The organism is Petralouisia muris, assembly GCF_004793545.1.
Lineage (GTDB): Bacteria > Bacillota > Clostridia > Lachnospirales > Lachnospiraceae > Petralouisia > Petralouisia muris.
Genome location: NZ_SRYA01000004.1, coordinates 143,016 through 157,685, shown reverse-complemented (window position 1 = coordinate 157,685; position 14,670 = coordinate 143,016). Strand labels below are relative to the sequence as shown.

The 14,670-nt window shown below is 37.7% G+C and carries 13 protein-coding genes; 12 read left to right on the top strand and 1 reads right to left on the bottom strand.

What is annotated here, in order from left to right; genetic code table 11:
* Positions 1–619 (bottom strand): IS91 family transposase (locus E5329_RS32070; RefSeq protein ID WP_135988169.1); only part of this gene is annotated, 619 nt, incomplete at its 3' end.
* Positions 620–738: 119 nt separating this feature from the next.
* Between E5329_RS32070 and E5329_RS03270 the strand changes: the two genes are divergently transcribed.
* The 12 genes from E5329_RS03270 (at position 739) to E5329_RS03210 (ending at position 14,497) form a co-directional block, all read left to right on the top strand.
* Positions 739–2,814, top strand: a complete 2,076-nt coding sequence (locus E5329_RS03270; RefSeq protein ID WP_135988168.1) for a hypothetical protein — start codon at positions 739–741, stop codon at positions 2,812–2,814.
* A gap of 704 nt (positions 2,815–3,518) precedes the next feature.
* Entirely contained in the window at positions 3,519–3,764 is a 246-nt protein-coding gene (locus E5329_RS03260; RefSeq protein WP_275442961.1) for a helix-turn-helix domain-containing protein, read from the top strand.
* Positions 3,765–4,082: 318 nt separating this feature from the next.
* Positions 4,083–4,283: a hypothetical protein gene (locus tag E5329_RS03255; RefSeq protein WP_135988167.1), complete on the top strand. Its 201-nt coding sequence runs from the start codon at positions 4,083–4,085 to the stop codon at positions 4,281–4,283.
* 153 nt (positions 4,284–4,436) lie between these two features.
* Complete coding sequence (locus E5329_RS03250; RefSeq protein ID WP_135988166.1) at positions 4,437–4,868, top strand: hypothetical protein; 432 nt, start codon at positions 4,437–4,439, stop codon at positions 4,866–4,868.
* A gap of 1 nt (position 4,869) precedes the next feature.
* The gene (locus tag E5329_RS03245) at positions 4,870–5,235 is read left to right on the top strand and encodes a type II toxin-antitoxin system PemK/MazF family toxin (protein WP_118083920.1); all 366 of its coding nucleotides are present in this window, start codon (positions 4,870–4,872) and stop codon (positions 5,233–5,235) included.
* A gap of 113 nt (positions 5,236–5,348) precedes the next feature.
* A complete protein-coding gene (locus tag E5329_RS03240) occupies positions 5,349–5,714 on the top strand; it encodes a recombinase family protein (RefSeq protein ID WP_135988165.1) in 366 nt (121 codons plus the stop codon).
* A 53-nt stretch (positions 5,715–5,767) separates the two neighbouring features.
* Positions 5,768–6,040 carry a DUF6870 family protein gene (locus E5329_RS03235; protein WP_135988164.1) on the top strand — a complete coding sequence of 91 codons (273 nt, stop codon included), beginning with the start codon at positions 5,768–5,770 and terminating at the stop codon, positions 6,038–6,040.
* A gap of 125 nt (positions 6,041–6,165) precedes the next feature.
* Entirely contained in the window at positions 6,166–7,848 is a 1,683-nt protein-coding gene (locus E5329_RS03230) for a recombinase family protein (protein ID WP_135988163.1), read from the top strand.
* Positions 7,849–7,850: 2 nt separating this feature from the next.
* Complete coding sequence (locus tag E5329_RS03225; RefSeq protein ID WP_135988162.1) at positions 7,851–9,551, top strand: recombinase family protein; 1,701 nt, start codon at positions 7,851–7,853, stop codon at positions 9,549–9,551.
* Positions 9,551–11,122, top strand: a complete 1,572-nt coding sequence (locus tag E5329_RS03220; RefSeq protein WP_275442963.1) for a recombinase family protein — start codon at positions 9,551–9,553, stop codon at positions 11,120–11,122. Before E5329_RS03225 ends, E5329_RS03220 begins: the two co-directional genes overlap by 1 nt.
* Positions 11,123–11,450: 328 nt before the next feature.
* Positions 11,451–13,208: an HD domain-containing protein gene (locus E5329_RS03215; RefSeq protein WP_135988160.1), complete on the top strand. Its 1,758-nt coding sequence runs from the start codon at positions 11,451–11,453 to the stop codon at positions 13,206–13,208.
* Positions 13,209–13,483: 275 nt separating this feature from the next.
* Positions 13,484–14,497 carry a virulence RhuM family protein gene (locus E5329_RS03210; RefSeq protein ID WP_135988158.1) on the top strand — a complete coding sequence of 338 codons (1,014 nt, stop codon included), beginning with the start codon at positions 13,484–13,486 and terminating at the stop codon, positions 14,495–14,497.
* Positions 14,498–14,670 lie beyond the last annotated feature (173 nt).

Genomic DNA, 14,670 nt, shown 5'->3' with positions numbered 1-14,670 from the left:
ACTTGGTCTTTTTGAAAGAAGAGCCGATTTTGGATTCCATTTCATTGAGCAGGGCAGTGCGGAAAGCATTGCGAAGGTAGGTATAGTTGAAGTAATTGGTATTGCGCCAGAAACCATTATCGCTGTAACCACCCTCGGAAATAAGGCAGTGTATGTGAGGGTTCCATTTCAAATCCCGGCCAAAGGTGTGGAGAACCATGATAAAACCGGGAGTAAAGTTCATGGACTTATTCTGCTTAAAAAACATGCGGGAAACAACACTGTTTACGGCATGAAAGAGGCAGTCAAGGAGAGAACGGTCATCCAGAAAAAACTCCCGGAGATGCTCATCAATGGTAAAAACACAGTGGCGGTGGGGGACATTGACGAGTTTAAAGGACATAGAGGTGGTGCGTTGCATGGCGTAGAGATTTCCGCAGGTAGGGCAAAAACGGCTGTGGCAGCGGAAGGGAACGAATTTTAACTTTCCGCAATGGGGACAGCCATACAATGCCCCGCCAAAGGCAGGATCGCCACAGTTAATCATTTTATCCACGTTTTCGATGACAGAGTCACGGGGATGTAGAATATAAATTATTTCTTCATAATGGTCTCTAAAAATATCTTGAAGTATGCTCATGAGACTATTATGCAGGAAAACGCCACAAAAAGAAACCCCTAATTCCCCCATGAATGGGGGCTAGGGGGCTGAAGTGTCGAAGACACTTTTTTATTGTGAAAAATACGGAGGTGAAGTTTATGAGCATATATAAGAATTTGCAGCCACATGTACATGTATTAAAATTGACTGGTGGTACGGGAGATGGTAAGACAGAGATTGCAACGGTGTTTGCATCCAAAGAAGCCAGAACAGTATTATTACGAGGTGTAGGACGGACAAATTCAACTTTAAAGGAACGGTTGTTAGTGTATTCCGAGGAGTATACAGATAAGCTATTAGTCGCAGTAAAGTTAAATATGGAACCATATGATAAGTTGAGTTTGAGTGATTTATTTGTTTCGTCTGTGGCAAAAGTAGTTAGAAGTCAGGGGAAAGTAGTGGCTTCCATAGTTGGAAGAGACGAAGAAGAGCTGGAGAAATATTTAGTTCAAGAAATGCAAGCAAAGAATAATGCAAAAGCAGTACTATCTTTTTTATCAGAAGAACAAAAAACGAAAATTGTGAGTGATTTGGTAGACATATACCATAACTATCATGTGTCAGAGTATAATTATGAAATATATAATAGTGTTAGAAATAATCTGCCGGAAGGTGAAGCAAAAGATAATTCTACGAAATTTCTATCTGCTCTAAAAAATGAAGTGGAACGAATAATTGATATGCAGGGAGAAAAATTGCGTGAAAGCTTGTGGGATGTTCTTGCAGAAATAAATCAATGGCTCCATGAAGTGTTTTTTGAATATTTTAGTAAAAGAGATATTTCTGAAGATGGCTATTATTATAAGGAAATTTATTTAGCTAACCCGGATGAGACGTTTATAGATGCCATGTTTACAGCCAACGATATTCAAAATGGTCAGAGACTTTCTTTGGAAGTGTTTTGTAATGATATAGTAATTTACATTCCGGTAAGTCAGGTGATAACTAAAATAATCAGGTCAAATGGGAAAACAAATGCTGTTTTTAAAGATAATAGGGATAAAGTTGCATTTGGTATTTTTGATACGAGGGGACTTTTCCATGCAGAAAATACAGAAGACGATAATGCTGACTATCTGAGTGATTTGTTATATCAGGGTGATGCGGATGCATTATTGATGGTAGTTCCTCTATTTGGAGATTCTAATGAGAAAAAAATACAGGAATTGTATAAAACTGCTTTTGCTACTTACAGTAAACAGATACCTGCTTTTATGATACATAATAAAGTGGATTTGTTTGTAGACTCTATTCGAAAAGATAACTACATGGACGATCCACTTTCAATGGATATGGAGCTGGGACAGGAATTGTCATGTAAGGAAATCATACGTGCCATATCGGCAAGAGAGCAGGAACTTCGAGAAGAAATACAAAATGCTCAGACAAAGTCCAGACAAAATTTGAAGATTAAGTCATTATCCTGTTATTTAAAAAGAGACGGCTCTATGCAGGAAGAGATTGTCAAAAGATATAACATTTCAAATGTAATTATGACCATATTTGCAGATACAGCCGACTATCTTGAAAAATCAGCAGTTAAAATTCCGGTAAAAACAGACAGACCAGAAAGCGAAGTGGGTGTAAGGATTGATAAAGAAAGATTAGCAGAAATTGTTCATGAGTATCTGTTGAAGGATGTTACAAATAAGAAAGTGTTTGCACCGGGAATTTCCGATTTGGCATTGAGTATTGGGAAAACACCGCATGGCAACTCCTATAATGCATTGCGTAGGAGATTGAAATATGGGGATGGTTATAGCTGTAATATTGACGAGTCGTATTATTATAATTGCAAGTCTTTTTCCATAAATTTTACAGCGAACTTACGAAACTTTGTTTCCGCAGATATGGTTAAAAAGATTGTAAAGGAAACCATGAAATTATCCGGAGGATATTTCACAAAGGATAAGGATGAAAAAGAATTCTATTATATTGTAGAAGGCAGAATATTCCCAAAGATGTTTGTGGGACAGATGTTATATCATAATGCAATGCTAAGTGCAGAGCAGGAAGCAGTAGGATTTATGGCGCGATTCCAAAAGTTTCTGAAGAATAGTCAGCGATTTTTTGATAGTGGAAATCTGGACGAACAAGCATATGTAGATGCTATGTATCACGTAGTCTATGAGGCTGCTCAAAGATCATTAAATATGAATGTAACTTTGAAGTAGCTTTATATAGAGCCTAATCTTTGTCACGAGTACGAAACTACCCGTTTCGGAAAGAAGGGGAAGAAAACAAATTAGGATTGACAAGAACGGATGTTCGATATATTATATGGATATGACGTAGTATATACCGTCAATTTTATGATCAGCACTGTCAGGGCATCTTTGGATGTGTCGGAACTCCTGACAGAATAGCTTGCGAAGGTTTATTCCCTTTCCTTTGACAAGTACAAAGATGTGAAAAATTTTTGTATCAAAAGGAGAGATAATATGTCAGATTATCAAGAGATGGTAGAATTTAGGTGTAGGAGGCATAATTGTAACAAGTTATTATTGAATTATTACATAACAGGTATTGGCAGTAACCTTCATTTGGAAGGTATAGAGTTAAAATGTGACAAATGCAAACGTGTAATTCGTTTAAAGAAATATACCGAGCAGATGTTAATTGAACAATCGGACAACGGAGTGTTCAAAGTATAAAAAATTAAATTAGGGTGCCACCTGACAAGGGCGGCACTGTATGTCAGTGTGACAGCACCAGAGACGCAGGGGAAAGATAACCGATTAGTGTCGGCTTTCCTTTGCGTCTCTTTTTGTGCAGGTGATAAAGTCCTTTCTTTCGGTTATCAGCCGGAAAGAGAGGAAAAATGTACAACATTAATGAAAGTGGAGAAAGAATCAGGGAGTTACGTTAGAAAAAAGGTGTGACACAGGAACAAATGGCAAATGATTTGGGAGTAACCGTGGAAACCGTAAGCAGAATTGAGAGAGGAGTTAGAGGTGCATCTATTGATTTGATGTCTATATTGTCAAAGTATTTTGATACCACTATTGATTTCTTGGTAAATGGAAAAGAAATCAAAGAATGTAATGATTTATTTCAAGGATTGGATGAAATCAAGAAAGCAAAAGTAATCGCCATAATGAAGTGCGTGATAGAAAATATTTAGCAAATCAACCTACAAGGACTAGTTACCCGACCTACATGGTCCTAAAAAAAACAAGATTGGTTTTGTAGAATGTATACATAGTCAACAACGGAAGAAGAGCACTTAGACATGACTAATAAGATTACTGGACAAGTGATTTAAAGAGAGTGTTGGCTTGAACATTGATAAATTGAATAGGACACGCATACATCTGATTTTATTTTCGCCTTTATTAGTAATGTGTTTGCATACGTATAGGGGTGGCAGAAACCCATTTCGTGCGACGAAGCTCCTCGATGCAGATTGCATTGTGCCTGTGAAGGTTCTAAGCAGAGGTTTGTGCCTACCGGATTGGCAGCCGGAGATAATGAGATAAAACAGCACCGGAATTTTAGCGAAACGCATTTTCCGGGAGTGGCTCCCTGTAGATTCCGTCTGGATGGGCATGACGGAAATGCAGTGTGGGATGAAGCCGTCCCAATGTATGTTACCCGGCTGGGGGATCTGATTGAGAAATCAGCTCAAAGAAATCTTTTTTGATTTTTATGGATAATGTGGCATTCGTGCCATGTTGTCCTTTGAGATAAGGAAGCTGACACATACATTGTTATATGAAGGGCAGCTTTCTTATTTCAGAGGATAACTGCCGGCGTAATCTCTGTAAAAATCTATGAAAGAACAGGTACAAGAAATATGTGCAATATAGGAATTGTAACAGGAGATGCCGGGGTTCAGATGCCTACGGCTAGTTTATTTATGAACTCCAACAAGTCGGAGCGTAATATCCGTAAGAAGGTTGCTAAGACCAGAGAAAAATGTATGTCGCAAGGAATTGTCTTGGGACATGATGTTGTAATCAACAAAGGTCCTGACAGAGATATTGACCGTGATGCAGTCAATATGCTTATCACATTTCTTCTTGACGGAGAATATCAGATGATTGTGGTGGACAAGCTCACAGACCTTACCTCTGATTTGTCCGACTTGGAGGAGTTTTTGAATGATGCGGCTGCGATTGGTGTGAGTGTATTTGAGCTTTCCACCATGCAGATAAGACATCATGTGTATATGGAAGGCTGCCCGGATTATTCCACTATTGGTAGAATCATAAATCTGAGGTCTTGATATGAAGATCAGACGAGGAGACATATTATATGTTGATTTAGGTGTGCAGTATCAGGGAAGCATTCAGGGTAGTATGCGTCCTGTGGTGGTAGTAAGTAATAATATGGCGAACAAGCACAGTACCGTGATAACGGTTGTTCCCTTATCCACCAAAATCAACAAAAAGAGAAATCTTCCCACTCATGTATTTGTGTCAGCGTATAAGAGCGAGGGGCTGGAACAGCACAGTATCGCACTTTGCGAACAGGTGACAGCCCTTGATTATGGCAGAATCATTGAGAACATGGGTAAGGTTGATAAAGATACCCTTGCAAGAATCACCGAAGCTGTGCAGGTGCAGGTCGGGGTATTTGATAAGTATAACTGATTATAAGGTAGATTTAGCAGAGCCGGGCGGGAGCGTCCGGCTTTTACATATTTGTCCGTGATAGGACAAAGTATGCCATTCATATAATGAAATGTGGATTGGAGGTCAGATGAATGAATGTTGCAATTTATATAAGAGTTGGAAACAAAGAACAGCTTGAAGCAGATAAAGAAATTGAAATACAGAGAAATGAATTGAGAGATTTTTGTGAAAAGAAAAAATACCAGATAGTTTCCGAATATGTGGAGCGACGAAGTGGATTAGCAGAATCTCAGATAATAGAAGAATTAAAACGGTGTATTAAAGAAAAAGAAATACAGGGTGTGGTAATAACTGATTATTCCAAAATCAGTCGCAATATAAATGATCTTATGAACTTTTTCAACTTTATGAAAGAGAATGGCGGGACTCTGGTAAATATAAATCATACCGAAAAGCAGGAAAAAGAAATAGATTTTGTCAGTCTCAGAAAGGCATAGGACAAAGCAATTAAATAATAGAATAGGAATTAACAGAAAGAAAGAGGTAGTGTATGTTTTGTTTGACTGATGAAGAACTTGATGCAATGGCATCCGTTGATGTCCGTACAGTTGATATAAATACATTAACGGATTTAAGAGATATTGTAATAGATACAAAACTTCCGGTTGCAAAGAAACTGGAGCTGTTTGCTCGACAGACAAAAAATGTTTATGTTCATCGGATAGAGGATTATGTTGTAAAGGTCAGGTTTCAGGAGGAGGGACCGAGTATAGATGACAAAATGGAGGAATATTTAAGACATTTAGCAGAAATTCACATCTAAGAAAAATGAAAAATACCTTGAAAGAAGTGAAAAGTTATGTTAACCTAAAAGCAGGACAAATCAGGAAAATCCTCTTGGTCTTTTAGGTAATGACTAACTACAACCTAAAAGTCAGGAGTGATTATATGAAGAATAAACATTTTCTAGCAGCCATGTACCTCCGTCTTTCAAGGGACGATAGTGATGTCGGTGATGTGACAGACGGAAAGGGCAATGTGAAATCCGAGAGTAACAGTATCGGAAATCAGAGAGAGCTGATCAGAGCCTATATCCATGAACAGCAGGATATTGAATTATATGATATTTATGTTGATGATGGATTTTCGGGCAGTAATTTCGACAGACCAGAATTTAAAAGAATGATGAACGATGTTGAAGCAGGCAGGGTAAATTGCGTGATTGTAAAAGACCTGTCCCGTTTTGGTCGTGATTATATTGAATCCGGGAGGTACATTCAAAAAGTATTCCCGGCTCTTGGTGTGCGTTTTATTGCACTTACAGACCATTATGACAGTTTTCATGCAGATGTGGGAGAAAGCGGAATCGTACTGCCTGTAAAAAATTTCATCAATGATTCTTATTGTAGGGATATATCCACCAAGGTAAAAAGTCAGTTAGAGGTAAAACGAAAAAATGGTGAATGTATTGCTCCGTTTGCCCTTTATGGGTATAGAAAGGCAGAGAACAATAAGAATCAGCTTGTTATTGATGAATATGCAGCAGATATTGTAAGGAAAATATTTGAGTGGAAAATGGATGGTATGGCTGTTTCTGCCATTGCAGAAAAGTTGAATGGATTAGGTGTTTTATCTCCTAAAGAATATAAAAAGTCTATAGGATGTAATTATAAAGGTGGTTTTTCCGGTGCTGTTAAGTCCATGTGGAGCAGTTCCACCATTAAGAGAATATTGACCAATGAAGCCTATTTAGGACATCTGATACAAGGGAAAACCGAAAAAATAAATTATAGGCTGAAAAAAAGCGTGGAGAAGCCCAAAGAGGATTGGATAAAGGTAGAGAATACCCATGAGGCAATTATTTCAGAAGATAATTTTCTGATTGTACAGAATCTGTTGAAGGCAGACAGCAGGGTTAGTCCTGTTTCAGAAAAGAGCAGTCTGTTTGCAGGTATTCTTTTCTGTGGAGATTGTGGAGAGCAGATGATTCGGAGGGTAAACCGTTATAAGGAGACACAGAGGGTATATTACATCTGTTCTACAAAAAACAGAGGGGAAGGCTGCACCAGACATAGTATAGAGGAAGAAAAATTAAAAAGAATTATACTTGAATCTATCCGAAGATATGCGAATTATTTTTTGGAAGAAAAGAGAGTGTTTGAGAAGTCGTTGGAGTTTGAGACTAACTTTGAGGCTATTGTTCGTTATGATACGGAAATAGCAAGATTGAAGCAGGAACAGGATAAGTATTATTCTCTTTGTTCAGGACTGTATGAGGATTTAAAGAGTGGGATTATATCCAAAGAAGAGTTTGAGCGACTACATGGTGAGTTTAAGCGAAAGGCTACAGAATTTGAAGATGCACAGAAAAAGCAGGAAGCTATGATTAAGGAGCTTTTCAAAAATGGTGTAATCTCAGCAGGGCGGTTAAAGACAATGCAGGATTGTGCGGAGCTTAAAGAAATAGACCGTCATACATTATGCAGTATGGTAAAGGAAATCCTTGTATATGAAGAACAGAGAATAGAAATTGTATTTTATTACACAGATCAATACCGCATAATGAGTGAAGTGAATAAGAGGATACAGAGCAGAGAAAAAATCAAGTGTTTGTCAGAAAGGAGTGCATAAATATGGGTAGAGTATCAAAACGAAAAGCAGTTGAAAAGCAGCCTGTTGTCAGCAGTAATGTGAAAAGGTATAAGGCTGGTATTTATGCCAGACTTTCTTCAGACCAGGATATAAAGAAAAACGAGTCCGTGGAAGTGCAGATAGAAATTGCCAGGAAGTTTGTGGAGGAATTTAATCAGAAGAATACTGAGGAGGTAATTGATATAGTCGAGTGTTATACTGATTTGGGAAAAACCGGAAGTAACTTTGAAAGAGAAGACTTTCAGCGTTTATTACAGGAGATAAGACTTGGCGAGATTAATTGTGTTATTGTAAAGGATTTGTCCAGATTTGGGAGAAACTATTTGGAAGCAGGTAATTATATAGAAAAAATATTTCCGTTTTTAGGTGTTAGATTTATAGCGGTTGCAGATGGATTTGATACCGGAAAAGAGGGAAACGAAAATAAGCAGATGGCTTCCGAAATCAAAAATCTTGTGAATGACATGTATGCAAAGGATTTTTCTAAAAAAGCTAAGATACATCTGAAACAACGGCGTGAGGAAGGATCCTATGTAGGTGGACCACCGCCTTACGGATATGTGGCTGATTGGAATGGTAAAAGGCGAGTGCTGATACCGGATGAAAATACAGCAGTCATTGTGCAATTTATTTATGAGAGATTTGTGGAAACGGAAAGCTATGCAGTGGTTGCTGATTTGTTGAATCGAAGGAAAATCAATCCACCTGCCATATATAAGAAAAAAAAGGAAGTATATCATTCTTCTGACGACAAGGAGTATAAGGGTTGGGATAAGAGTGCAGTTGAAGGAATTTTGAAAAGTGATACTTATTCAGGTACTTTAGTGCAGGGCAAAACCAGTATTACTGCAAAGAATGAGAGAAATCGTATTCACAAATCGGAGGAGGAATGGGTGGTTACGAAAGATGCACATGAACCTTTGATAGATATGAAGCTTTATCAAAAAGCATCAGATATACAGGCGAAGATAAAACGAAGGACAGCTTCTCATAATCATCCTACAAAGGGATATCCGATAGAGGAAAATATCTTTGATAGCGTATTATATTGTGGAGTATGTGGAAGAAAAATGACTCGAAGCAGTTATGTGAAAAGATATGCCGATGGAGATAAGGCTCGTTTGGATGGCTATTTCTGTTTAAATGGTGGACAAACAAAGGTTACAGTATGTCCGGACTCAAACCGTATATCCAAAACAGAAATTGTGGATATATTGTTGCCCCTTATTCGTAAGGAGTTTGCAGTATTTCTTGAAAAACCTAAAAAGTATGTGGAATTTGGAAAAGAACGCATTTCAGAAGCCGTAAAAAAGGCAGAAGCTGATGTAAGGGAGACAGAATGTAAAATTAGACGGCTGCGAGAAGAAGAAGGTAATATGTATATGGAGTATCGTACCGGAAATATTTCCCAAAAAGATTATGTGGCTTATAAAATGAAGCAGGATGATAAGCTGATTGACATGGGGAAGATAGAAGAAACACAGAAAAAAGAAGTGAAGGCTTTGGAGAAATTGTCGGATAGATACCTGTCTGCCATTAGAGCATTGATGAAGCTAAAATCAGGCAAGGAATTAACAAAGGAAATGGTAGAAGCATTTATATCTAAAATCTATGTCTATCCGGGAAAGAGAATAGAAGTTCTGTTTACCTTCACGGCTGATTGTATGGAAGGGGTGAAGTGATGGAATCTTTGGCAATGTATCTTCGCCTATCAATAGAGGACGATGGCGACAAGGATGAGAGTAACAGTATTAGTAATCAGAGAAAACAGATATACAAGTACATACATCATGATTCTAAACTATCCAAATATGAGGTGGTAGAGTTTTGTGATGATGGCTACTCCGGAACCAATATGGAAAGACCGGGGATGCAGAAAATGCTAAAGGAGGTAAAGGCTAATAAAATTCGATGTATTATAGTAAAAGACATGTCCCGTTTTTCGAGAGATTATATTGAAATGGGTACTTATCTAAATCAGATATTTCCGTTTATGGGAATAAGGTTTATTTCGATTAATGACCGCTATGACAGCAGAGAACATCATGGAAATACCATAGAGATTGATACAGCCTTTCAGACACTTCTTTATGATTTATACAGTAAGGACGTATCTGTGAAGGTAAAGGCTTCGTTTGAAAATAAATGTGCAAATGGGGAGTATGTTTTTGGACAGGTTCCATTTGGCTATGAAAAAAGCAAAGAAGTAAAAAATGCTGTTGTGGTAAATGAAAGCGAAGCTGTTATTGTACGATATATCTTTTCTCTTGCCATGCAGGGAAAAAGTAGTACACAGATTGCGAGACAGCTTCATGAGGAAAATGTACCTACGATTATGCAGATGCGTAAGCCGGATAAAGAATATACAGATGGAAAAGTACATTCATGGAGTGAAAATTCTGTTAGAAGAATGTTGAATAACCGATTCTATCTTGGAGAAATGGCATACGGAAAATCTGTAAGAAAGTCAGTTGGCAGTAAAAATGGTGTTTCTGTTCCGATGGAGGATTGGAAAGTAATTAAGGATCATCACGAAGCTCTGATTTCGGAGGAGATATTTATGCAGCTATCTTTATTCAGACCGGATTATTCCACAAAACGGAATCGAGAGAAACATCCGCTTACAGGAAAACTATATTGTGGTGGGTGCGGCTATTCTTTGAATTATAAGCCACTTACAGGAAAGAATCGGTACAGGAGATTTGAGTGCAGAAAACACGCATTATTGCAGATTCCTGAGTGTTGTACTTATATTAGTGCTGATATATTAGAAGAAACGGTTTTGTTTATGTTGAATAAAGAGTTGATGCTTCGTGGCGATGCTGTAAAGCAAAGTCAGAGCCTTACTTCGTTTCAGAAGGCTGGAATAGCATCGTTAAAGAAAAAACTGGAAAAATATCAGTCAGAAATGAAACAGGCAAGAGAAAGGAAAGATAGTCTGTATGAGAGGTACGCTTTAAGTGGTCTTACGAAAGAAGCTTATCAGAATGATTCTAATGAGATTTCAGAGCAAATTGCCTTATTATCTGTAAAGATTGAAGAAATAACTGGGAAGTTGGCAGTAATGGAAGCAGAATATCAAAAGACAGAAGAAGATATGAAGCAGATAATCAGGTATTCGCACATTGACAAATTGACGCAGGATGTGGTTGATACTTTTATTAAAAAGGTATATGCTTATAAGGATAAGCGGGTTGAGATAGAGTGGAACTTCAGTGTGGATCAGGGGATCAGTCAGGCAAAATCAACTTAGCAATTATTTCCCATCAATTTTCGGGTGACTTAGCAACTATTTATCATCAGCCCAACGAAGATATGCGGATTAGCAGACTTTGGACTTGAAAAAAAGAGAAAAAAGTTCGTGACAATAACTTGACATCAACGGGCTGGGGTGTGCTGTGTCTGAGGGATAGTTTGCCGGGGTAATTTATGTTCCAAAGAAAAATGACATATAGGTCCAACAAAGCTTGGGATTTGAGATTTGTTGGATCTATATAGTTATTATAGGGAGTGTTGTATTTCACACATTTTTTCTATGAGATGTACGGATGGGGTAGGCAGGATATATCATTAGACATAGTATGTGTTATACGAAAGAGCAAAGAGAAAAGGAACTAAAAAGCCACTGTTTTAGAGAGAAGATCGAAGGTTGCAAAGACGATTTGCCGTATGATGGATTTTTGGAAACGGATCACGTTTTGTGTGCAATATTGCTTAGGCTGGCAGATGTTCTGGACTTTGATATGAGTAGGGCGCCCCATGTTTTATATGAATTTCAGAAAATAAGTACGACCGGAAATCCATCAGCAGAGACAGAATGGAAAAAGTATCAGGTATCAAATGGATTCAAGTTGATGCAGGAAAACAGAACGCTGGTCTATCGCGCCGTCTGTGAGGATATGCAAGATGAGTATACGATAATGAATTTCTTGGATTATGTAGATGAAGAACTGGAAAACTGTAGTTTAAAATTAAAACAATACGGTCATGCAAAGTGGAAGTCGATAAATATTCCCATGAAAGCTGAAAGATATATAGAAAGGCGGGGATATCAGACCGGAGAATATCGCTTAACACTGGAAGCAGACAATGTCTTAGATTTATTGATGGGAGACGATTTATACAGCGCGGATGTAACCTTTATCAGAGAGTTGCTGCAAAATGCATTAGATGCTGTGAGGGCAAGAAGAGCGGTGGATTACAGATGGAACTGGGAAGAAGAGAACTACATAATAGTAAGCGATTGGAGTGACAAAGAGGAAAATCAATGGTTCAGGATAGATGATTCAGGGATTGGTATGGATGAACAGGCGATTATGAATTATTTCCTCAGGGTTGGGCGTTCTTATTATCAGTCTGATGAGTTTAAGAAATTAAAGTATGATAATAAAAGAAATTATGATTTTATGCCCATAAGCAAGTTTGGAATTGGAATTCTTTCTTGCTTTTTGAAAGGAGGCCGCATGGAGGTGAGTACAAGGCGCTGCCAAAGCGGTGAAGGTATTCGTTTTTCCATGAAAGGAACAAAAGGCTATTATAGCCTTGCAGTGGAAGAAAAATTAATTCCCGACCGAGCGGGAATTAATGGATGCAGGGAGAATGTGCGGTGGTTTCCAATGAAAGCGGCAGGTTACATAGAATTAGTGGGAAGAAAAATTTTTAGCAGCGGATTGGGGTGTCAGTATCCATCTTATTATGGGAATATGGAATACGGCAAATTTACAGACTTGCTCAATGATGCAGAGTTTTGTATACAAGCTGAAGAAATGTTGGAATGTAGATCTGGAGTGAGTATCAAAGATATGAAAGAAAAAATGGCTTTGTCATCTGGAAAAGAAGAAATAGCCGTTACAGGATTCTGGAATATATTTTATGATTATGATGAACCCCGATTATATTTTCTGAAAATTTTTGAGAGGGTATTATTGCAAACAGAGTTTGAAATAAGCTGGGATTTTAACAGGAATGGAGCGATAGAATATTTTATAACAGGAATACGGAAAACCCCTGTCCTGGCGGCAGAAAAAGAGCTTTTGCCGATGACATTTGTCCATTCTTTCAATAACAATACCAAACTATTAACCAATGCGGATAACTTGGACAGATGTGCATTGAACGCAGAACATCCGTTTTTAGTTTGGTTGATGAAGAATGCAGAGTTTTTAGCAATACGATACAAATCACTTTGGAAAAGGATAAGGAAAAATATCTGTCTATTGGATTCAGAGCATATGAAAACAGAAATTGATAATTTCTTGAAAGAAATCCAGAAGAGAGGAGAAATATATATACCAGATAATGTTTGGGTAAAGGATGAAGACTTTTTAGAATTATTTTAGTAAATAGTTTCTGCTATACTAATTCCGATAATGCACGAAGAAAAGATTCTATTACGGTCAAAAAGAGAGGAATTTAAAAGAAAATTATGGTCTATCCGGCAATGTGGGCTGAACCCCTCGAAGAAGGTGTGATACATATTAGCGATTTCTGTATTAAATATGTGCAGCCTTATGCAGTTCAGAAAATTATTGAAAATTTCCGATATAAGTAGTTTATGGATTAGAAAGATTAAGATAGCAGTAATAAAGCTGCCATAATAAGGATAGGTGATTTTATGGACAAAAAAATTCAGATTAGAAACAGTACTGTTGATTTTCTTGTATTTACAAAACACAATGGGGAAGATGGTATAGAGGTCAGGATTCATGATGAAGATGTGTGGCTGACACAAAAGAGTATGGCTCAGCTTTTCGACTGCTCAACAGATAATATTAGCTTACATTTGAAAAATATTTTTGCCAGTGGAGAGCTGAGTCCAGAAGCAGTTACCGAGAAATCCTCGGCAACTGCTTCTGATGGTAAAAAATATAGGATGAAATTTTATAATCTTGATGCGATTATCTCTGTGGGTTATAGAATTAATTCGATTCGTGCAACCCAATTCAGGCAGTGGGCAACGAAAGTGTTGAAAACTTTTACTGTCCAAGGATATGTGCTGGATAAAAAGCGTCTTGAAAATGGTCAGATATTTGATGAGGAATATTTTGAGCATTTACTTGATGAAATCAGGGAGATTCGCGCAAGTGAGCGAAAGTTTTATCAAAAGATAACAGATATCTATGCGACTGCAGTGGACTATTCGCCTATGGCGGCTACTTCAAAAGTTTTTTTTGCTATGGTGCAGAACAAGCTGCATTATGCAGTCCATCAACATACGGCTGCAGAAGTAATTGTAGAGCGTGCAGACCATAGAAAAGAGCATATGGGATTGACCTCCTGGAAAAATGCCCCAACGAGTAAAATAGTGAAAGCAGATGTAAGTATCGCAAAAAATTATTTGACGAGTGAAGAATTGCAGGATTTAAACCAGTTTGTTACTATGTATCTTGATTATGCAGAAAGACAGGCGAGGCGGAAGATTCCCATGACAATGGAAGATTGGGCGAAAAGACTGGATATATTTCTTGAATTCAATGAGGAAGAAATATTGAGAAATAAAGGAAAGGTATCTGCTGAAATTGCCAAAAGTTTTGCAGAAAGTGAATTTGAAAAGTATAGAGTTATTCAGGATGGGTTGTATCAAAGTGATTTTGATAAATTATTGTTGGGAATTGAAAATGGAGGGTAGGAAGATTTTAGTTTTGAAAACAACTTAGCAATAACTTCCCATCAATTTTTACTGTACTTAGCAATAATTTCCCATCATCCTAACGGAGTTATGCGGATTTGCGGACTTTTGGCCGCTAAAAAAGTGAAAAAAGTTCGTGACAATTACTTGACATCAACGGGTTGGGGCATACT